We start from the raw sequence: 19153 nt of genomic DNA on the forward strand, positions 1-19153 counted from the left end.
TTAATCCTCCCAGCCCATCTTGCTGCGGTTCTGTGCCTGACGGTTGCGCTGCTCTCTGGCCTGGTGCTGCGCCATCAACGCCATTGCGTCGTCTTTGGTCATGCCCTCGTGCATATTGATTTCATACTGATAGGTATTCTGGCTGCGGTCTGTAAATCCGCCGCCTGCTGACGGCGCTGAAACCGGACGGTACGCCGCGCCACCATAGGCGAGGTTGTATTCCAGCCCGCCGGTATCTGCGCCCGCGCCGCCGGTTGCTATTGGATCGGGCGACGGCACTTTGTCTTTCAGCTCGTCGGATTTCGTGTCGATAATGCCGAGCTTATCCAGCACTCAGTTGATGCCACCCATAAGCTGATCGAGCGCATGCCCCGGAATTTTCAGTGCCTCGGCCAGCATGTTGCCGAACTGCTTGCCCATGTCTCCGGCGGCGGCAAGTTCGGCCTGCGTGGATTTGACCGGCTCCAGCAGTTTGCCGAACCAGTCCCAAAGCTCTTTAACCTTACCGCCTACCCACTCAAAAACGGGCTTCAGCGAGCCGAAGGAATCACTGATCGGTCCCATCGCAGCGGTGAAGCCTTCGGCCATGCCCGCGATAAAGGCGCTGATGGGTTCCCAGTATTTGCGCACCAGTAGCGCCCCGGCCACGATTGCCGCCGCGACGGCCAGAACCGGCAGCGTGATAGCACCGAGCGCCGCCGTAATCGCTCCGCCCGCGATGCTGAATGCCGTGCCGAGGAAGCCCACTCCGGCAATCAGGGTATTAACGCCTGCAATCACCGGCCAGGCTACCAGCCCGATAGCGCCCAGCGCCCCGGCTAACATCAACCCGCCCATTACCACCTTAGCAATACCGCCTGCCAGCTCAGGATTAGCTTTAATCCAGCCGTCAACCTTGAGCAGCAGCGCCGCTGTATCTTGGGTGAGTGTTCGCAGAGTGCCATCGTTCTGGTCAAAATGTCGGTGCCGATAGCCTCATACGCAGACTGCAGCTCTTTCAGATCGCCGCCGAGGTTATCCTGCATGACCTGGACCAGCTCGGCGGTTTTACCATCAGAGGCTTTAAACGTGGCGGTCAGCTGATCGAGCTTGCCGGTTGAGGCGGCTGTCATCAGCACGGCCGCTGAGGAGCTGGCCTCCTCGCCAAAAATAGTTTTCATGTACTCGGCACGCTGGCCCGATCCCAGCTTGTTACGATCAAAGCTCGCCTGCATTTCTTTCAGAATGGCGAAGATCGGCCGGGTATTTCCTTTGCCGTCTGCGGTTTTAATCCCCAGTTCTTTGATAGCCTTGAATGATTCACCGGTAGGAGCCTGCAGCCTGCTCAGCACAGCGCGGCTTCCCGTACCGGCCATCGAGCCGGTTATTTTGGCATCGTGTAAAGCGCCGACCATCGCTGCCGCCTGTGGGATGCTGACGCCCGCATTTTTCGCCACCGGGGCGACGTAGGTCAGCGCGTCGCTAAGCCCGTCAAAGTCAGCGGCCGTTTTATTCATGGTCATCGACAGCACGTCGCCGATGTGTGCAACCTTATCGTTTGAAAGCTGGAAGGCTGATTTCATACCCATCAGCAGCCCGGCGTTTTCCTCCATCATGCGCTTGTTCGCCAGCGCCATGTTGAGTGTGACAGGCGTAACGGCCTGAACGGCTGCGGCATCGCCGCCACCTTTGGCGATAACGATCTGTGCACCTACCGCATCATCGGCAGACGCGGCCGTTGTATCGCCGAGCTGACGCGCCTGCGCACGCAGTGCGGTCATCTCCTTAGAATCTTTTGCCACGCCGAGCACGGCCTGCAGCTCGGAGTTCTTCTGTGCGAAATCAAAGCCCGGCATCAGCAGCGAGGTTGCCGCCATGCCGCCGACCGTTGCAGCCCCGATACCAGCCGCACCCATATTGCGCACCTTGCCCGACAGCTCCTGGCCTTTGCGGTAGCGCTCACTGGTCTGGTTCAGCCGCTCCTGCTGTGCATTCAGCCGCTGCAGCTCCATTTTCTGACGGCCCAGGCTGACGGTTGCCTGCGCTGATGAGGTTCGCAGGCGCTGCTGCTCGCTGCTCAGGCTTTTGGTGGAAATCCCCGCCGCGTTAAGCGCCTCGCGCTGCTGCTGCACCGACAGGCGCAGGCTGTTGGTTTTCGTCTGCAGCTCTGCCGCTGCCTGCCGGGCCTTTTCCAGTGCACGGGCCTGTTGAGTAGTTGGCCGTTCCGTGTTTTTAAACTGCACGGCCATCGTCGCGCTGGTAAGAGCCGGTAAAGGCGCAGGGGAATATCGGAGGCTCCCCACTGCGTGAGTACCAGCTCATCAATGCCGCCGATACTCCATTCCATATCAAGCGCATCATCTTCCAGACCGTTATCAATGAAGGCCGCGCCGCTCATGCCGCCCGCGCGGAACGGGTCGAGCTTGCGCGCCAGCTTCGGCAGGGTAACGGCGGTGACGACGCCCTGATAGCTGTTGGCGTTGTTGAAAAGGTTCATGCCCTTCAGTTTGCGTGGGAGTGCCATTTATCCGGCTCCTCAGCTGTTTACGGATGCGGCGAAGTTCGCCAGATATTTATCGGTGATGCGCTGGCGCAGGGTCAGGTCTTCCAGCGGCGGACACGGCGTGTAGTCGTAGTCGAGAAAGAGCTTGCCCGCTTTCAGTGTGTCTTTGTCGTTGGCGCTTTCGTCATACCAGGCGGATGCACCCAGCAGATAACCGGCAGTGACCAGCTCGCGAAATTTCGCGTTGATGGCTGTCATAGTTTCTGTAGAGGTTGCGCCAGCGGCTAACTGGCCTACTTCTGCGGTGGCTTTCATGACATACAGGGGAAATTTTTCATCTGCGACTTCATTTACCGGCACACAGGGGAGGCACTGGATTTGCGCAAGCAGGCCATCAACTAATGTTGCATCCTCAGTGACATCGGTAAGAGCTAAAACTTCTAAGACGGTAAGTTGATGCGGCTGGTCTGGATTCAGCTTATTACGCAGAGTTTGCGCGCGCATCCCGGACTGCTTAGCGACGTCTTCCATGTTGTGAGCTAACGCGAATTTGCGACAGGGATCGTCGTAATGGGTATGGGTAGAAACCTTGAAATCAAACATGCTCAGATCCTTCTCAACTTGCAAAATCAAGTTATGGTTTGATGTAGCGGCATTTGATTGCCTGCTGGCGGTTCTTTTCACGCCACGCAGCAACATTGATAAGCGGATTGCCATGTTTGGTCATAGTGGTTTCTACCACTTCGCCAGTCTTACGATTAGTGCGGTTCTGCGTGTAGGTGAAAGATGGGGTAGGGGCGAGCAGCACAACCCCGTTAGCAATCCATTTTTCCAGCACTGACAGGCTAATGCGGTTGGCTGCAGCAAAATCCTGCTTAGACATTGTTGGGGATGTAGCCAGCGTTATGGCTTTGTTTACGGCGTCGTTAACCGCTTCGCTGATGGCTGGCATTAAAATCGCTGCGACATTGGCAATAAAATCTTGAGATTGCACTAAGTCAAATGCGTTCTGGCTGATTGCATTTTCAGTATGCATAACGCAGTATCTCCTTTGGTCCGTTTTGTTCTATCGTGTTTCATGTGGTGTGAATGCACTTTAGATCTTAAAAGCGATTTGATAAATTATTATTTATCACTTTTTGGTGTTTTTATGATTGTAGGGAAAGGCGGTAGCGCTCAGATTCTCGAAAGATTGATGTCTTCTTATGGTGTTAGCACGCAGAAAGACCTGGCAGCAGCCCTTGAAATTCCAGCAAACAACATTAGTGGCTGGACGCAGCGTGATAGTGTTCCAGGAAACTCAATAATCAAGTGTGCGTTGGACACTGGCGCCAATTTGCAATGGCTAGTAACAGGTGAACTTGCAAAAGCAAAATTTGAAAATGAACCTCATGCTCCAAACGGTGAGGCTCTTTATAGTGAGATAACTTCGAACGGCGGCAAGCCTGTACTACGTCGGATCATGGATGCTTATGGCTTTACGCTTCAGAAGCAACTCTGCGAGCTGCTTGGTATTTCATCCGGCACAGTCAGTACATGGGTGCGCAGAAATTATTTTCCTGGAGATGTAGTAGTGACGTGTGCGATTGATACCGGCGTGTCTCTGTTATGGTTGGCTACGGGGAAGGGTTCGCATGAAGGCAAAAGCGCCAAACAAAGCACAGCCATGGCGGTCCCACGCAAGAGTCTAATTACAGGCGTGCTACATGATGCTGGAAGCTGGGCGGTCGATTTAAGCTTTATCCCATACGCTCTCAACGAGCCGGTTTTTATTTCAAGTAATACTGGGGCATGGATCGTTGATACGACTATCTTCGAAATCAGCAATGGTCGTTGGTTGCTCGGTATTGATAATAAATACGATATCTATGATATTACCCTATTGCCAGGACGTAGGATTAGTGTGATGAGTAAAGGAACTAACTTCACTTGTGGCGCTGATGAAGTGAAAATTGCAGGAAAAGTAGTTTTAACTATGACTAATAATTTATAAATTGGCGACATCGAATGACGTTTTAGTGAGCGTGGTGAAGTTGAGTTTATAAAATAAGGTGATAATGTGTCCATGGATGATGTCAAAGATGTTCTATTAATTATAAACACCTCAATATCTTTATTTATGATTATAATTCATCTTAAAAATAGTAAGTTGCAGCGTAAAAGTTATTTATTGAACTCTAATAATTTAAGGGTGAATACAACTAATCTTAATTTTATTGAGTGTAAACAATGCGATGATAATTTTGTTATAAAACTGGCATTCTACAACCCGAGCTCGACTGCAGCTATCATTAAGTCATTGACAGTGACTAAGAGTATTCCTCATCCCAATTTCTTGCTTCGAAAACTTGGCTTTTTGAAAGAAATAGAAGTTGATTATAACTGGAGTCCTGCTTTGGATGAGAAGAAATACGAGGTGTCCTACTTGCGAGATGCATATCATTTGTTGCATGTGAAGACAGTGGCAACTTTACATGTCTCAGTGAAAGGATATATCGATAGACCTCGCTATCATTTTGAGATAAAAACCAACCACGATTACCACAAGCTTAGTTGCCATATCGATGGGTTCAACCATAGATTTCCCAAAAATTTCCAAGAATGGCATAAGGACTGATAGCTACAGACTTTTAGCATGTAGCGCTAATTCTCCTATAGCCATTTTTCAGGCACGCTTGTTTTTAATTTATTAATTTGAATGGTTTAAATCGAAATCTTTCTTTTAGTAAATATCATAGTGTGAATAAAACGATAAAACAGTAACTTTCTGATTTGTAGAGGTTTATGCGATGAGCAAACAACTAGAGTTTTTTGAAAAACTCAAGAAAAAAACTGGAGTTTTAATCGATAATATAATAGAGGGAGATACTAATAGGCAATTATCTTTTTTTATGGTTTTTGCTTTTGTTGCATTTATTTTTCTCGTCTTAATAGACTTGTTTGCTCTACTCTTTAAATGGGATAAACTGGGTACATTTGGTGATTTTTTAGGAGGGGTGGCGAATCCTATTTTTTCATTTATAACGTTTCTTTGTTTAGTAATGACAATTGTAATGCAAAGAAAGGAGTTAAAACTCTCTCGAGATGAGTTGGAACTAACTAGGAGAGAATACAGTGAAACAAAAAACGTAATCAGAAAACAAAGCATCGAGAGTACATTTTATAGTGGAATTAATTTGCATCACGAAATCGTTAAAAATCTTCAGTTAGATTTAGGTAATTTCAAAATACAGAACAGCTGGTTAAGTGAAAGAGATAGAATTAATTTAAACGAAACCAGCACAGGGCGAGAGTGTTTTTCAACATTGATTAATATTTTGAGCTATCACGATCCAGATGAAGATGAGTTAATTAGAAGATATAAGATTATCAACAACGAGAAAAACGAATGGTTCGGACACTATTTCAGAAATCTCTACAGGATCATGAAGATAATTGATGATTTGCCTGAACCATTTTCTCTTTCTGAAAAAAAAGAGTATTGCCATACCTTGAGAGCGCAGCTTTCTGCAAATGAGTTGGCTGTTTTAATGCTAAACAGTTATAAAGGGGTATGTGATCGTGGTGAATTTCAGGGATTACTTAGCAGATATGAAATGCTCGAGCATTTACCCTTATCGAGACCAAAAAGCGATAATACAGTTAAAGTTGTTGGTGTGTTTTATGTGTCATTTTTCTTTTTGGGAAAATACTTAGTGAGTGACCAAGAGATTGTCCAAAACTCAAAAAAATTAGATTTGCGTCGGCATCCTGGGGGAGCGTTTGGCAAAAATTCATATATTGATTTCCCAAAGCGATTTTATCGATTGAAAAAAAATTAACAATACATTGATGGCTATGTTATACCTGATGTATTGTTATTACATAGTAATCGTATAATTATTATTTTTATGTAGTTTTTATTCAAAATACATTGCGCTAAAAATAATCACAAGCTGTCTTTAATGATTTTTTCATCACTGGAAAGTAAAATAATGGTTTCATTTTGGGGTAGATTTTGCTGATGCACATCTGCCCCAAAGAAACAAATCTGCTCAGTTGGTGTTGTTTGAAAGGAGAATGAAAGGTTTTTACCAGTAAGAATGGTTATCCCACTATTAATAAAAACAGCAGCAAATTTAATTTTTTTCATTAAAGGGAGTTTGTCACTCAAGATGAATAATTTCATTGAATCAATCCATTGCCGTGCAAGATGGAATATTATAGACGAGATTAAGGATGAACTCGATAAGTTAGGGCAAAAAAATGAGAGGGGACCTTTATGCTTTTCTGCTGGTAATATTGAGTACATAAATATTTTGTTGCCAATAACAACTGCTCTTATCGGCGGAGTGGCAGGCATAATAGTAGCTTTTGTTAATCGTGGTAAGAAAGTGCGGATTGTTTATGATGGAGATAAAATAAAAGAAATCGATGCATCAAACTGTAATCCTGATGAGATTGTTGCCACAATTCAAAAGATCAAATCTATAGATATTTTAGAATAGAAAGTGCTCCAAACATTGAATAGCCATTTCATCGCCATTGTCGGTAGTAACTACTTGAAAATTAAGACCGAAAATAGTATTCGGTCTTTTTTTATATTTTTGTTTTACAATGATTAATTCCCGTCAGTACGAAAATGTCCGAAATTTGTCCGAAATCCTTATATCCAAATCAAATCATCAGATCCGCCTGAGCGCGTGAATCCCGATACTTTTTGGTCATGAATATGTTCTTATTGCCCAGCAGTCTTTGCGCAAATTCACCTCCATTCTGGGCTGAATATAGGCGGCTTGCATGCCATTGACACTGCGCTCTAAAACACTACTTATCGCTCCTGAATGCCAACCATTCTGCCCAGCAATTTTCAGGGTCTATATCCCGGTAGCCACGGCTCTTCATCATCGCCAAAGCAGTTTCACTATCCAGACTGATAGCTGTCGCATCGTCTCTGATGTTATTTACTTCATCCTCAGTCAGTGGGCTGCCTTTCTCACTCTCCCTGTTAAGCAGAAGCGTGATAAGCGGGGGAACAAAAATTATACTCATTTATCCGCATCCTTATGATAAATCGGGTTGGTGTGCAGACTCTGTGTTTTTCTTAGCTTCATAATTTCGTCGTATATTTATCATCCTGATGTAAAAGTCGTACAGCTCCCTACGTGTCTTCTGCTTCATTTCTTCAGGCAACGGTTCCTGCAACTTCATCCACTCATCCAGTTCAGGCTTGCAGATAACATAAGCCTCATCGACGATTTTTTTTGCCTAAATATCGGACTCAATGAAGGAGATAGTGTGGTCATTCAGGCATTTAATTTCTGGCGTTTCAAATGATCTATCATCCGCCATGGCTGTCATGGACAGCAATATTCCTGATAATAAAATCCATTTCACCGCTTATGTTTCCTCACTATGATAAATAGGGTTGGTGCCGTGTGGGCGCTGCAGCTCGACATTTCTGTAATGCTCCGGGAAAAGCATGGCATGAACGGTTGCATTTAAGTAAGTTTTTTATTGCCTCAAGCTACATTATTTCTGCGCTAAGCGATTGTTGCAATTCATAATTGCTTTCAGGCAAGCGGTGAAACGCGACGTTGCCGGTCGCTATATCATCAGCAGCTTCAACCTCATCAAAGAACTTGACCGCCTGAGCTGGCATTAAACACTGCGGGCGGCCAATCAGTGGATCGAGATGCACACCACGGTGCTCCGAGACATCATCACCACAGCAAAACTCTAAACGCCATGGACATCTACTCTTTATCAGACAAAATGGCAGTCGTGGCCGCAGTAAAATAATTATTTTAAATGCCTGAGGCTTTCAGAGATTAAAATAGTGACTGAATCTATCCACTTAAAACTTTAAACGCGGAGCGTTCACCGTTTCGTTACGCCTTTAATTGGCCATTAAATTTTATTAGCCCTTGTGTTTACCCGCCAGACGTGCGTTAATGCATCTCCGGTCTGATAAGCAGACAGTCCCATAGTTAGTTCGTTTTGTATCTCTCATCTGTGTTAGTGCCTTTCCTGTGCCTTTCTCTTTGAGTTTTATCTCAGGTTCTGATGTGTCGCTGCGGTTCAGCCTCTAATGCCATATGGCTCATTATCAAGGTATAAACATGTCAAATAAAATGCTCGGTACAGTAAAATGGTTCAACGCTGAGAAAGGTTTCGGCTTCATTTCTCCGGAAGACGGCAGCAAAGACGTTTTCGTCCATTTCTCTGCTATTCAGGGAACTGACTTCCGCTCACTCGATGACGGTCAGAAAGTTGAATTCTCTGTAGAAAACGGCCCTAAAGGTCCGTCAGCTGTTAACGTTACAGGTCTCTGATTATTACAGTAATTAATGCTATGAGATGCCCACAATGTCAGGGCTCTCAATATCGCCAGTCCATTTTTGACAGGAACAGGCAAAATCCACTCGGCGCAAAATGTATTTTTTGTAAGTCGATTATGATTGCCATCGCCTCGTCGTTGTATGTGATGAAAGAAGCGAATTAATTCAGTTGTGTTATTCATGTGGCGAAATAAATTAATAACCACACATGATGACTAACGCAGCGAGTACCCTATTATTGGTCACCTTCGGGTGGCCTTTTTTATGGTTACTAGCTGAAGCCTGGCGATAAGCAAAGCGTAAATCGCTGACTAATTTACTTCTTACGCTTAATTCACAGATGCGTGATAAACCCGCCGGGCTGAAGGATAACGCAACTAAAATAGTTATTACCCAATGTGGGGTATGGAGGTGCTTATGTCAGAACGACCCGATGATGTCACTCCGCTGCCTGATGATGCGCAGGTGCCCGGCGAAGAGCCGCTGGATGACGATGATGATACCGGCACCGGATTGCCTGAAGACGATGGGCAAAAACCGATCTAATCGATAAACCTCCCGCGGGAGGTTTTTTTATCATGTGGGTATTGGCTGTGGTGGAATCAATAGCTTCCCCAATCATCCACATTTCAATTCAGCACGGTGGTTTATGCTGTTCACGTTGAGGCGTTTTTCTTCGCGCGCTGGGTACGCAGATATTCTTCCAGATAAGGCAGCAGTTCAAACACCACGATTGCGCACAGTACGCCAATAATATAACCCTGCGGCAGCGGATCGGCACGTAGCGTTAGAGTAAATCGGGGCGCTTCATTGCCGGCCCCAAACAGCGCGAGAAATTGCGGCCAGTGACGGGAGATCACCAGTAGCAGCGCCATCAGCGGCACCATTTCGAGAAAACTGTGGATGTGTTGTTCGACCGGCGTCACTTTTCTGCTTTTCACCGCATAGCTGACGTCCCATAACGCAGTGGCTTCATGACAAAAAAACAGCACGATCATTAGCGCAATAATCAGCGCATTCACCTCAAAAAATAATGCCAGCAGCAGCGGAATGCCCATCTCCAGAAACATTAAAATATGTATCCACGTCTCTTTAACGCCGGAGGTGTGCTCTATTTCGGTTGCGCGATGGCAAAGCCAGTCGGCAAAGCCAGCAATAAGCCAAACCGGTAAGACAAAATAGAGTAACAGCAACATTTGTGGATCAAGACTGTGCATCAGCATATCCTTTATTTCAGCGTAATAACCAAGCATAGCTATGAAAAATTAATCAGGATAATGGCGGTGAACTTTAATTAAGCCAGACGTAAAAATGCCGCCGGGAATAAAACCCGGCGGCGATAAGGACGATAAATTTTCAGGGCAGGGCGTGATAAGTGCTGATGCCGCTAACAGTCAGGCCTGCGGCTGACCTACCGGCCCCTTACTCATTGGACTGCCGGGCACCGGTTGTTCTGCAGGGACATTAGGGCGTCCGTCCGGGCCAATTGGCCGTTCAGGTTGCTGACAGCCAGCCAGCGCGGTCAGGGTGGAGAGGATTAACAGACTGGCAAACAGGCTCTTCATGCGATGATTTCCTGCGAAGGGAAAGATAACGTCCGCCGCACACGCGACGGCGGACCGGACAATAATGCATTAAGGTTCTTCAATACGTGCAACATCGACGCGGGTATTTTCGCCCCGGCCATACACTTTGCCGCTCACCCGGACCTGATCCTCGGCGTTATAGGTTTTGCCTTTGAAGGTATCGGCTGCAGCCTTAATGGTCACGGTGCCGGTGCTGTCGCGGAATTGATAATTATCACCGCTTAGCTTTTTAACGATATAACCTTCCAGCGTGACATAGCCGCCCTGACGAAAATCCCGAATTTGTTCGATATGCGTCTGACCGGTGTCTTCAGAACCTTTATAACCGGCGTCCTGTTGTTTCTGCGGTGGCGGGGTTTTACCGCCCTCAAAGCCGCCCTGTTCAGCGATAGCGCCCAGACTAAACACCATCAGCAGTGACGCCAGTACCGTTTTCTTCATCATAATCATTCCCTCTTGATTGCAACATTCCACAATGATTTAAGCCTGGCACAGGATCGCGCATCGCGGGAGCCGTTACGCTGAATCGTTATTGAGCACGCTGGCCGGAATATCGATGCGATCGCCCAGCGACCAGCGTTTCTGCCCCAGCACGCGCTGCGGCGTGGTGTCCGGTACGTTGAAATAGTAACCGGCGGCGCCGTTATCGTCGGGCTGCGCTTCGAACAGCGTGTCCGGACGGATGCCCATCTCATTGAGGTCCTCGTCGCTTAACGCAAGGTAGGTGGCTAATGCAGACTGGCTCATGGCTTTCCTCCTGTCTTATGGGTACGTATTCAGTTAAGCATCGATTGGTATTTATGCCATCGGCTGCGCTTAATGCAGGCGGTGATGATTTGACGTACGCCAGATGCTGTTCTTGACTGAGTCGTACAGGCATTAAATTGAGGTCGCTACCATGACTGAGCTATTCCATATTATTTCCGTCGGTACCCTTGTTGCCGGACTTTATTTGCTCAATTAGCGCATTTATTAGGCGCAATAACATTGCGTGAGATAATACGCAAGTGACGTTGTCACCTATGTGGTGCGTTGTCATGTTGAGCACAACGCAGCGGATATTTACAGCAGCCAGCCACAGCGAAAAATGGTATAACAGGGCGCATTGATTGATGGCCGCTTAACAGGATTTCGCATGGCAGCAAATACACACTATCTTCTCTGGGTGATGATTGGCACGCTCACCATTCTGAGCATTTTTATCGGCGCGATTGTCGGTCAGGCCAAAACGCCGCGCACCGGATTGCTGACCTTTGCCGGTTTGTTTATCGGTTTTATGCTGGCGATCTTTTTAATCACGCGTTAGGCATAGATTGGCCATAGCAGTAGTGTGATTGTGATATGCACCGTTGACTCAGCCAGACAGCATGCCAGATCAATAGTTGAGAATGATAGTTAATATCATTTAACTTGTTCGGAATAATCTTAAGCGTTACAGTTGGTGCCGTCCCTTACAGAGCTAACACCTTGATTGAGTGCCGGAGATAAGCGCCGGGGGGAATTTTCACAGGGCTGCAGGATGCAGCCACTGCTGAAAACCTTACAGCGGCCTGCGCGCCGCCAGCAAAAACAGCATCGGACGCTCGCGCTCCTCGTCCAGCGCCGGATTCTCCGCTACCTGCTGTACATCCGGACCCCACTCATCCAGCCGTTCAATCACCAGACCGGCGGCAATCAGCGCATTGATCCACGTTGCCAGCTTGCGGTGCTGCTTCTTCACGCCAGCGGCAAACCAGTTGCTGACCCGTTCACCTTCCTGCTGATACTGATTGACTGGCCAGCTGCGCTGCCCGGCATCATCAATGAACCACTCCTGCTGACGCGGAGCGGTATAAATCGGATGCTCGCATGAAAACACCAGCGCGCCGCCGGGACGTAACGCATGAAAAATTGTGGCAAACAGGGCGTCGATATGGCTGAGATAGTGCAGCGCCAGCGAACTGTACACCACATCAAAGGTGCTGCTGAGCTGCAGGGTTTCGAGGTCAGCGCGCTGGTAAGTGATGCCAGGCCGATCGGTCATGGCAGCGGCCTGCGCCAGCATTTTTTCTGACACATCCAGCCCCACAACTTCACGCGCGCCTTGCTGTTGCGCGTAACGACAAAACCAGCCGTAGCCGCAGCCCAAATCCAGCACGCGCTGGTCACGCAGTTCAGGCAGCATTGCCCGCAGCGCGGGCCACTCGGGCGCGCCGTCCAGTCCGTTGACCGACCGCGGCAGGGTGGCATAGCCAGCAAAAAATTCGGGGTTATCGTAGATATTCTGACTCATGGAGACTCCTTTCAGTAAGACGCAAAGGAGTGTAAGCGTTTAGCGCGGCATGAAACACCGCTCAGCCAACAAAAAGCAGATGCACCAGGCGCGCGAGCGACTCCAGCAGCAGCAGGCTGCCAATAAAAATCATCACGAGGATGCCAACAAACTGTTTCCGACTGCTCACGCTGATGCCTCCGCGGCTACCCCTCACCGGACTATACTTTATGCCGGGTTTACTAAACTTCCAGTCAACCGGGGCAGATTACATGTTTTATCAGACGCTGCGTGCAAATAACTGGCGCAATATTTGGGTGGTCGGTGATTTGCACGGCTGCCGCGTGCAGCTTGATGCGCAGCTGCTGCGGCAGGGCTTTGATCGGCAACAGGATCTGCTGCTATCGGTCGGGGATTTAATCGACCGCGGGCCGGACAGCCTTGGCTGTCTGCAACTGCTGGAAGAGCCGTGGTTCCGCTGCGTGCGCGGTAATCACGAGCAGATGGCACTCGATGCGCTGCAGGGCGACGATCCGATGCTGTGGATGATGAACGGCGGGGACTGGTTCTGGCAGCTGAGCGGTGCGCGGCTGATTGCCGCGCGTCATGCGCTGAAGCGCTGTGCCGAACTGCCGCTGATTTTACATCTGCAATTCGAGGAGCACGTCATCGTCATTGCTCATGCTGACTATCCTGCCAGTGCCTATGCACTGGGACAGGATGTCGACTGGCATCAGGTCGTCTGGAGCCGCGACCGGCTCGCTCGCCATCAGCGCGGTCGTTCGCAGCCGATCGCCGGTGCCAGTGCGTTCTACTTTGGCCATACGCCGCTGGAGCAGCCGCTTAACGCCGCGAATCAGCATTACATTGATACCGGCGCGGTATTTGGCAACCGGCTGACGCTGGTGCAGTTGCAGTAATGCGTGTTAGCGGAACAGCCGCCCGTCGCGCACCAGTTCACGCGGATAGCTGTTTTTGATGCGGCTTCCAACGCGTTTCGCCAGGCCCAGCGGCTGCTGCTGGTAGGTGACAATCACTTCATCACGCGCGGGCGGCGTGTCGGGATGGATATCCTGTCCGCGATACCAGCTTTCCGCCTGCGCTTCGTCCAGTTCGAACGCCAGCGCGCTGTCCGGTTGCGCCAGCGCCACCACCGCTTCATGCTGCCAGCGAAAGCCTTTCGGGAAGGTTTCTGCCAGTTTGAGACCGATACGCGAGAAACGCACTTTGCTGAGCCAGCTCTCCAGCGCCGCCGGGAACAGCCACAGCTCTTTGTCGCGCTGCCACAGTGTCAGGCTCTCATCCCAGTGCAGTCCCACCTTGTGCGCGGCCTGCGCCACCTCCGCCACCAGCTTGCGGCTGGCGGGCGAGAAGGGCAGCTTGCCGAGTTTGTAGGTCGGCGCCGGCAATGGCGGCACGCTGGCAGTTTTGCGCAGCCGCGCGACGAAAAAGCCTTCGCTGTCGAAGATATGCGGAAACACGTGCAGGAACCCTTCCGGCGTCAGCGCGCGTTCGGCACCAGCGAACAGATCGTTGAGCGGCACAATTTCCAGCGCCTGCGGATAGCGCTGCTGCAGCCAGGCAATCACCTGCTGGTTTTCGATAGTATTAAGCGTACAGGTCGAGTAAATCAGCGTGCCGCCCGGTTGCAGCGCGTGAAAAGCGCTGTCGAGTAAATCGCGCTGGGTGGCGGCGATGGCCTCGGTGCTGGCCAGCGTCCAGTTGCGCAGCGCGTCAGCATCTTTGCGCACCACGCCTTCGCCGGAGCAGGGCGCATCCAGCAGTACGGCATCGAACTGTTCCGGCAGCGCGGCACCAAAGACGCGCCCGTCAAAATGGGTCAGCGCCACATTGCTGACGCCGCAGCGGCTGATATTGGCATGCAGCACTTTCACCCGGCTGGCGGAGTATTCATTGGCGAGGATCGCGCCCTGATTGCACATCAGCGCGGCCATTTGCGTGGTTTTAGAGCCCGGCGCAGCGGCCACGTCCATCACCTGGCGGGCATCCGGCGCGGCGTCAAACAGCGCGGTGACCGGCAGCATTGAGCTGGCTTCCTGAATATAGAACAGACCGCTGAGGTGTTCCGCGACGCTGCCGAGCGGCAGCGATTCGTCATCACGCGCAATCCAGAAGCCTTCCCGACACCACGGAATCGGCGTCAGCTGCCAGCCGTAGCCCGCCACGCGCGTGAGAAAATCCTCCACGCTGATTTTCAGCGTATTGACGCGCAGACTGCGGCGCAGCGGCTGCTGACTGATGGCGAGAAAGCGTTCGAGTTCGGCCTCGTCGGCCAGGCTGGCGCGCATCAGCGCGAGAAAATCTTCAGGAAAACGATCGGACACGGATATCTACCGGACTAACAAAGTGAGGGCGAAGTGTAACGCCGAGCCCGGCTCAGGTACAGCCGTGCGCAATATCCCTGGCGCAAATAAGTCGGGCAGCCTGCAGGCTGCCCGTTGTCTCAGTTTGGCGACGGAATCGCCGTGCCCCAGTTGCGCCACTCTTTTGGCGCTTCATCCTGCAGCAGGAAGTGCTTGTCGGCACCGGCCTGCGGCGCCAGCGGCACCGTTGGTGGTGTGGCAAACTGGATGCCGCCGCGAATGAACTGCTGGAAGGTGCCGGTTTTCACCACGCCGCCAATCAGGCCAAAGTCGAGGTTATAACCGGAGGCCAGCCAGAACACCGAATTGTTACGCACCAGATGCTGATACTTCTTGCTGATGCGCAGCGCGATTTGCACGCGGTCGGCCATGTTACCCAGTGAAGTGCCGGTTACCGTGCCGACTTCTACACCGCGGAACAGCACCGGCGTGCCAATCGACAGCGATCCGGCTTCGGTGGTATCCACATAGATGTTCAGCCCGTTAAGGTAACGCGAGTCGGTAATGGTGCTCTCCTGCAGCTCAAAGCTGCGCGCCAGCGCGCCTTTGCCCGGGTCCACGTTCACATACGGCTGCAGCAGCGTTTCCAGGTGATTGACGCCGGCGGGCGAAATCTCCGGCGAGACAACAGAGAAGCGGCTGCCGATGCGCGCAAAGTCCTGCACATACTCCGGATAGAGCACCGCTTTCGCCACCACCTGGTTGTTATCCTGGCTCAGCGCCAGCGACTCCACCTGACCGACGTTGATGCCGAGGTAGCGGATTGGCATGCCGGCCGACAGTTTGCTGGCATCAAAGGTGTGCAGGGTAATCTGGCTGCCGACTGCACGCGCGGCGGTCTCTGAAGGATAGAGCACGCGCTTAACGCCTTTTGCCGCCTGCGCGCCCGTCAGGTTATCAAAGCTGATTGCGCCTTTCAGCGCGCGGTTCAGCGGCGAAGCCTGCACGGTCAGACCGCTGCCGTTGAGCTGGACTTTGGCGCCGCCTTCAGCCCAGAACACGCTCTCGCTGGTCAGCAGCTTGCGATACTGCGGCTGGATATGGACCGAAATCTCAAACGCATCGGCGCGCGGCACCACATCCACCACTTCACCGACCTGGAACTTGCGGTACAGCACCACCGAGCCGGCCTGCACATCCGGCAGGCTGTTGGCGGTCAGTTTGAGCGTGGTCGGCGGCTGATCGCCGGTAATGCCTTCCGCCGCGCGCTCTGAGTCGGCGTACAGCGGATAGCGGCTGGACGGCTGACCTTTCGCACCCGGCACCAGCCGGATACCGCCGTCGACCCATTCGCGCGCGCTGGCGCCCAGCACCTGCATGCCGTCGAGGCCAAATTTAACGTCGAGACGGCTGTTAACGATGAACTTACTGTCGGCGTGCACCAGCTGGCGGTGCTCTGGATTGATGGCCGCCACAAAGCTGATGCCATTTTCATCCAGCCGGCGCGAAATCACCTGACCGATCTTCACGCCATACAGCATCACCGGCTGTCCGGCGTCGATACCGTAGGTTTCCGGCGCACTGAGCTGAACGGTGAGCACATCCGGCTTCTGCAACAGCGTTTCGCTGGCCGGCAGCACGCTGAAGTGATCCTGCGGCTCACCTTCGCCCGGGACCAGTTCCAGCGTATTGCCGGTCAGCAGGCTGCTCAGGCTGGTGTCGGTCAGGCTGAGTTTCGGCGCGCGCATCTCAATCCGCGTGCCGCTGCGCATCAGGCCGGTGACGGAGGGATCAATCGTCAGCTCGCCGGACACTTTGCCGCCCGGCAGCAGCGTCAGTTTGGTCAGGGTGCCCACTTCCAGCCCCTGATACATCAGCGGCGTGCTGTCGGCTTTCAGGTTGTCGCCGTTGGGCAGATCGAGCGAAATCAGCACGCCGCGCTGGCTGTGCGCCAGGTCCGAATAGAGCTGATAGTTTTGATCGCTGTTGGCCTGTTCGCCGCTGTCCGGCGAGTCAAAGGCAATCGCGCCATTCACCAGCGCGGCCAGGCTCTCCAGCTTCACTTTGGCACCGCTCAGGCTGACATCGGCGTCAACGCCCGACACATTCCAGAAGCGGCTCTGTTTTTTCACCAGGTTGGTGAAGCGCCGCTCAATCAGCACGTCGATGGTCACGCCATCGGTATTACCGTTGATGCTGTAGTCATAGACGCGGCCGACCGGAATTTTACGGTAATAGACCAGCGAACCGGTGTTGAGCGAGCCGAGATCGGGCGCGTGCAGGTGAATCAGCAGTTCGCCGGTGTTTACCCGGTATTTCGGCTGGGTATCCAATGCGGTAAAGTGATCGCGCTCTTTGCCGTCGCCGGGCATCATGCCGATGTAGTTACCGCCCACCAGCGCATCCAGCCCGGAGACGCCCGCCAGCGAGGCTTTTGGCGTCACCAGCCAGAACTGGGTGTTCTCCCGTAGCGCATCGCGCATGTCGCTCTTGATGCTGGCTTTGATCTGAATGCTGCGGTAGTCATCGCTCAGCACAATGCCCTGCACGGTGCCCACTTCCACGCCCTGATAGCGAATCGGCGTGCGGCCCGGCACGATGCCGTCCGCGGTCTGGAAGTTGATGGTGATGGTGGTGCCGCGCTCCTGATAATTGGTCCATAACAGCCAGCCGGCAATCAGCAGGGCGATAATGGGCAAAAGCCAGAACGGCGAAATCTTGCGTTTATTACGCAGATTAGCGCTAGTCGGTGTAGTCGGCGTTTCCTGTTGCATGTGCATCCCAGATCAGGCGGCTATCGAGCCACTCAACGGCCATAATGGTCAGGATGACTGCCGCGCCAAAGTAGAAGGCGGCAGGTCCCATGGTAAAAGCCAGCAGCTGGTCACGATTGACCAGCGACATGGTTAAAGCAATGACGAACAGATCCAGCATCGACCAGCGGCCCACCCAGGTGACGGCCCGCAGCAGACGGATGCGGGTTTTCAAACCCTGTTCACACTTAAAATGGATGCTAAGCAACAGCGTCAGCATCACTAACACCTTGGTAAACGGCACCAGAATACTGGCGATAAACACCACTGCCGCCACCGGCACATTACCGGAGGCGAGGCCAAGAATCCCGGAGAAAATGGTGTCTTCGCGCCGCGCACCGTTGACGTACACCACCGAAATCGGCAGCAGGTTAGCCGGGATCAGCAGCACAATCGAGGCGATCAGCGCCGCCCAGGATTTTTGCAGGCTGTGGCGGCGGCGAAAATCGAGCGGCGTATGGCAGCGCGTGCAGCGTCCGCGTTCATCGGGCATACCGGTATGGTGGCAGTTCAGGCAAACCTGCCACCGCTCGGGCGGTTCGTGCGGCACCGACTGCGGGTAATAATGTTCCCACAGCTCCTCCACGTTGAGATGAATCAGCGTCAGCAGGCTCATGATGGTCAGCGCGATATAGGCGACCAGCCCGTAGCCGACTTCCAGCGCGGCATAATCCTGCACCTTAATCGATGCCACCGCCACGCCGACCAGATAGATATCCAGCATGACCCACTCTTTGAGTTTCTCCAGCATCAGCAGGACCGGGCGCAGGTTCATGCCGAGCGCGTGGCCAATCCACAAATAGCAAATGCCAGCCACCAGCGTCACCGGCGCGCCAATCGTGCAAAACGCCACCATGGCGGCTGTCAGCACGTTGCCCTGTTGCGCCATCTGCAGCACGCCCTCCAGCAGGCTGGCGTTGATGCGCATGCCAAGCAGGCGGATATCCACCAGCGGCAGGCTGAAGGCGAACGGCATCAGTACGACCATCGTGACGGCCATGGCAGTGAGCCGCGTCATTGACCAGTCGCGACCGTTCTGAATACGGGCATGACAGCGCGGGCAATAAGCCGACTGATGCGATTTCACATCCGGTAAGGAAAAAAGGGTATCGCATTGCGGGCAACGCTGATAACGTGCGTGGGGCAACGTCTGGCTGATGGCGTGAATTTTCATAAATGACGCAAGGGGCCCATTGTTCGTTACAGTTACCGGCATGCGGAGCAGAGCTCGTCTGTCTGCATCAATCTATGGTACGAGAATAGTCTCAAGCATAGCGTGCTAAGGGTATAGTAACTAACACAATGATTCACCTTGTGGGGTTGGATTATTAGTGCTTATTTTAACAACTGAGTGACAACAAGGTCACGCCAGTGATG

21 protein-coding genes and 2 pseudogenes are annotated in these 19153 nt (G+C 51.9%); 9 read left to right on the plus strand and 14 right to left on the minus strand.

The window, feature by feature from the left end; all coding sequences use genetic code 11:
- The 4 genes and pseudogenes from C1N56_RS08720 to C1N56_RS08735 all read right to left on the minus strand — a co-directional run.
- Positions 1-2228, minus strand: a pseudogene (locus C1N56_RS08720) (phage tail tape measure protein); the annotation flags it as partial.
- Positions 2227-2503: pseudogene (locus tag C1N56_RS08725) on the minus strand (phage major tail tube protein); the annotation flags it as partial. The pseudogenes C1N56_RS08720 and C1N56_RS08725, both read right to left, overlap by 2 nt.
- 12 nt (positions 2504-2515) lie before the next feature.
- The gene (locus C1N56_RS08730; RefSeq protein ID WP_394517399.1) at positions 2516-3085 is read right to left on the minus strand and encodes a phage regulatory CII family protein; all 570 of its coding nucleotides are present in this window, start codon (positions 3083-3085) and stop codon (positions 2516-2518) included.
- 31 nt (positions 3086-3116) lie between these two features.
- Entirely contained in the window at positions 3117-3518 is a 402-nt protein-coding gene (locus tag C1N56_RS08735) for a hypothetical protein (protein ID WP_394517400.1), read from the minus strand.
- 114 nt (positions 3519-3632) lie between these two features.
- Here C1N56_RS08735 and C1N56_RS08740 point away from each other — a divergent pair, with 114 nt between their 5' ends.
- The 3 genes from C1N56_RS08740 (at position 3633) to C1N56_RS08750 (ending at position 6303) form a co-directional block, all read left to right on the plus strand.
- On the plus strand, positions 3633-4475 hold the full coding sequence (locus tag C1N56_RS08740) for a phage repressor protein CI (RefSeq protein ID WP_394517401.1): 843 nt from the start codon (positions 3633-3635) through the stop codon (positions 4473-4475).
- A 72-nt stretch (positions 4476-4547) separates the two neighbouring features.
- Positions 4548-5099 (plus strand): hypothetical protein, encoded by a 552-nt coding sequence (locus tag C1N56_RS08745; RefSeq protein WP_394517402.1) that lies wholly within the window; start codon positions 4548-4550, stop codon positions 5097-5099.
- 172 nt (positions 5100-5271) lie between these two features.
- Positions 5272-6303 carry a putative phage abortive infection protein gene (locus tag C1N56_RS08750; RefSeq protein ID WP_394517403.1) on the plus strand — a complete coding sequence of 344 codons (1032 nt, stop codon included), beginning with the start codon at positions 5272-5274 and terminating at the stop codon, positions 6301-6303.
- Positions 6304-6410: 107 nt separating this feature from the next.
- On the opposite strand, the gene C1N56_RS08755 is transcribed toward C1N56_RS08750, so the two are convergent.
- Positions 6411-6650: a hypothetical protein gene (locus C1N56_RS08755; protein WP_394517404.1), complete on the minus strand. Its 240-nt coding sequence runs from the start codon at positions 6648-6650 to the stop codon at positions 6411-6413.
- On the opposite strand from C1N56_RS08755, the gene C1N56_RS08760 reads away from it, so the two are divergent.
- Positions 6637-6969, plus strand: a complete 333-nt coding sequence (locus tag C1N56_RS08760; RefSeq protein WP_394517405.1) for a hypothetical protein — start codon at positions 6637-6639, stop codon at positions 6967-6969. The genes C1N56_RS08755 and C1N56_RS08760 overlap by 14 nt on opposite strands.
- 319 nt (positions 6970-7288) lie before the next feature.
- Here the strand turns inward: C1N56_RS08760 and C1N56_RS08765 are convergent, their stop codons facing one another.
- On the minus strand, positions 7289-7513 hold the full coding sequence (locus C1N56_RS08765) for a hypothetical protein (protein ID WP_394517406.1): 225 nt from the start codon (positions 7511-7513) through the stop codon (positions 7289-7291).
- A 1070-nt stretch (positions 7514-8583) separates the two neighbouring features.
- Between C1N56_RS08765 and C1N56_RS08770 the strand changes: the two genes are divergently transcribed.
- The 3 genes from C1N56_RS08770 to C1N56_RS08780 all read left to right on the plus strand — a co-directional run bounded on the left by C1N56_RS08770 (position 8584) and on the right by C1N56_RS08780 (position 9348).
- A complete protein-coding gene (locus tag C1N56_RS08770; RefSeq protein ID WP_021510003.1) occupies positions 8584-8796 on the plus strand; it encodes a transcription antiterminator/RNA stability regulator CspE in 213 nt (70 codons plus the stop codon).
- 20 nt (positions 8797-8816) lie between these two features.
- Positions 8817-8966, plus strand: a complete 150-nt coding sequence (locus tag C1N56_RS08775) for a cold shock small protein YmcF (RefSeq protein ID WP_230857119.1) — start codon at positions 8817-8819, stop codon at positions 8964-8966.
- Positions 8967-9219: 253 nt separating this feature from the next.
- On the plus strand, positions 9220-9348 hold the full coding sequence (locus C1N56_RS08780) for a hypothetical protein (RefSeq protein ID WP_021510004.1): 129 nt from the start codon (positions 9220-9222) through the stop codon (positions 9346-9348).
- Between the two features lie 110 nt (positions 9349-9458).
- On the opposite strand, the gene C1N56_RS08785 is transcribed toward C1N56_RS08780, so the two are convergent.
- The 4 genes from C1N56_RS08785 to C1N56_RS08800 all read right to left on the minus strand — a co-directional run bounded on the left by C1N56_RS08785 (position 9459) and on the right by C1N56_RS08800 (position 11135).
- Positions 9459-10019 (minus strand): diguanylate cyclase, encoded by a 561-nt coding sequence (locus tag C1N56_RS08785; RefSeq protein WP_394517407.1) that lies wholly within the window; start codon positions 10017-10019, stop codon positions 9459-9461.
- Between the two features lie 177 nt (positions 10020-10196).
- Entirely contained in the window at positions 10197-10367 is a 171-nt protein-coding gene (locus tag C1N56_RS08790; RefSeq protein ID WP_394517408.1) for a hypothetical protein, read from the minus strand.
- A gap of 69 nt (positions 10368-10436) precedes the next feature.
- The gene (locus C1N56_RS08795) at positions 10437-10829 is read right to left on the minus strand and encodes a YgiW/YdeI family stress tolerance OB fold protein (protein WP_058757753.1); all 393 of its coding nucleotides are present in this window, start codon (positions 10827-10829) and stop codon (positions 10437-10439) included.
- Between the two features lie 75 nt (positions 10830-10904).
- Positions 10905-11135 (minus strand): hypothetical protein, encoded by a 231-nt coding sequence (locus tag C1N56_RS08800; RefSeq protein ID WP_125310105.1) that lies wholly within the window; start codon positions 11133-11135, stop codon positions 10905-10907.
- A 388-nt stretch (positions 11136-11523) separates the two neighbouring features.
- On the opposite strand from C1N56_RS08800, the gene C1N56_RS08805 reads away from it, so the two are divergent.
- On the plus strand, positions 11524-11694 hold the full coding sequence (locus tag C1N56_RS08805) for a hypothetical protein (RefSeq protein ID WP_021510008.1): 171 nt from the start codon (positions 11524-11526) through the stop codon (positions 11692-11694).
- 234 nt (positions 11695-11928) lie between these two features.
- On the opposite strand, the gene C1N56_RS08810 is transcribed toward C1N56_RS08805, so the two are convergent.
- Positions 11929-12660 (minus strand): class I SAM-dependent methyltransferase, encoded by a 732-nt coding sequence (locus C1N56_RS08810; RefSeq protein WP_260640142.1) that lies wholly within the window; start codon positions 12658-12660, stop codon positions 11929-11931.
- A 251-nt stretch (positions 12661-12911) separates the two neighbouring features.
- On the opposite strand from C1N56_RS08810, the gene C1N56_RS08815 reads away from it, so the two are divergent.
- Positions 12912-13559: a metallophosphoesterase gene (locus tag C1N56_RS08815; protein WP_394517463.1), complete on the plus strand. Its 648-nt coding sequence runs from the start codon at positions 12912-12914 to the stop codon at positions 13557-13559.
- A 6-nt stretch (positions 13560-13565) separates the two neighbouring features.
- On the opposite strand, the gene rsmF is transcribed toward C1N56_RS08815, so the two are convergent.
- The 3 genes from rsmF to yebS form a co-directional block, all read right to left on the minus strand.
- On the minus strand, positions 13566-14990 hold the full coding sequence (gene rsmF / locus C1N56_RS08820) for a 16S rRNA (cytosine(1407)-C(5))-methyltransferase RsmF (RefSeq protein WP_394517464.1): 1425 nt from the start codon (positions 14988-14990) through the stop codon (positions 13566-13568).
- Positions 14991-15103: 113 nt separating this feature from the next.
- Positions 15104-17737, minus strand: a complete 2634-nt coding sequence (locus C1N56_RS08825) for a PqiB family protein (RefSeq protein ID WP_058771299.1) — start codon at positions 17735-17737, stop codon at positions 15104-15106.
- Positions 17706-18950 (minus strand): membrane integrity lipid transport subunit YebS, encoded by a 1245-nt coding sequence (yebS, locus tag C1N56_RS08830; protein ID WP_058757746.1) that lies wholly within the window; start codon positions 18948-18950, stop codon positions 17706-17708. Before yebS ends, C1N56_RS08825 begins: the two co-directional genes overlap by 32 nt.
- Between the last annotated feature and the right edge of the window lie 203 nt (positions 18951-19153).

The organism is Pantoea sp. SGAir0175 (assembly GCF_043547855.1).

Bases quoted from the DNA above. Each gene is read 5' to 3' on its own strand.
- C1N56_RS08730 (WP_394517399.1), bottom strand. From the start codon at position 3,085: ATGTTTGATTTCAAGGTTTCTACCCATACCCATTACGACGATCCCTGT.
- C1N56_RS08735 (WP_394517400.1), bottom strand. From the start codon at position 3,518: ATGCATACTGAAAATGCAATCAGCCAGAACGCATTTGACTTAGTGCAA.
- C1N56_RS08740 (WP_394517401.1), top strand. From the start codon at position 3,633: ATGATTGTAGGGAAAGGCGGTAGCGCTCAGATTCTCGAAAGATTGATG.
- C1N56_RS08745 (WP_394517402.1), top strand. From the start codon at position 4,548: ATGGATGATGTCAAAGATGTTCTATTAATTATAAACACCTCAATATCT.
- C1N56_RS08750 (WP_394517403.1), top strand. From the start codon at position 5,272: ATGAGCAAACAACTAGAGTTTTTTGAAAAACTCAAGAAAAAAACTGGA.
- C1N56_RS08760 (WP_394517405.1), top strand. From the start codon at position 6,637: ATGAATAATTTCATTGAATCAATCCATTGCCGTGCAAGATGGAATATT.
- C1N56_RS08755 (WP_394517404.1), bottom strand. From the start codon at position 6,650: ATGAAATTATTCATCTTGAGTGACAAACTCCCTTTAATGAAAAAAATT.
- C1N56_RS08765 (WP_394517406.1), bottom strand. From the start codon at position 7,513: ATGAGTATAATTTTTGTTCCCCCGCTTATCACGCTTCTGCTTAACAGG.
- C1N56_RS08770 (WP_021510003.1), top strand. From the start codon at position 8,584: ATGTCAAATAAAATGCTCGGTACAGTAAAATGGTTCAACGCTGAGAAA.
- C1N56_RS08775 (WP_230857119.1), top strand. From the start codon at position 8,817: ATGAGATGCCCACAATGTCAGGGCTCTCAATATCGCCAGTCCATTTTT.
- C1N56_RS08780 (WP_021510004.1), top strand. From the start codon at position 9,220: ATGTCAGAACGACCCGATGATGTCACTCCGCTGCCTGATGATGCGCAG.
- C1N56_RS08785 (WP_394517407.1), bottom strand. From the start codon at position 10,019: ATGCACAGTCTTGATCCACAAATGTTGCTGTTACTCTATTTTGTCTTA.
- C1N56_RS08790 (WP_394517408.1), bottom strand. From the start codon at position 10,367: ATGAAGAGCCTGTTTGCCAGTCTGTTAATCCTCTCCACCCTGACCGCG.
- C1N56_RS08795 (WP_058757753.1), bottom strand. From the start codon at position 10,829: ATGAAGAAAACGGTACTGGCGTCACTGCTGATGGTGTTTAGTCTGGGC.
- C1N56_RS08800 (WP_125310105.1), bottom strand. From the start codon at position 11,135: ATGAGCCAGTCTGCATTAGCCACCTACCTTGCGTTAAGCGACGAGGAC.
- C1N56_RS08805 (WP_021510008.1), top strand. From the start codon at position 11,524: ATGGCAGCAAATACACACTATCTTCTCTGGGTGATGATTGGCACGCTC.
- C1N56_RS08810 (WP_260640142.1), bottom strand. From the start codon at position 12,660: ATGAGTCAGAATATCTACGATAACCCCGAATTTTTTGCTGGCTATGCC.
- C1N56_RS08815 (WP_394517463.1), top strand. From the start codon at position 12,912: ATGTTTTATCAGACGCTGCGTGCAAATAACTGGCGCAATATTTGGGTG.
- C1N56_RS08825 (WP_058771299.1), bottom strand. From the start codon at position 17,737: ATGCAACAGGAAACGCCGACTACACCGACTAGCGCTAATCTGCGTAAT.
- yebS (WP_058757746.1), bottom strand. From the start codon at position 18,950: ATGAAAATTCACGCCATCAGCCAGACGTTGCCCCACGCACGTTATCAG.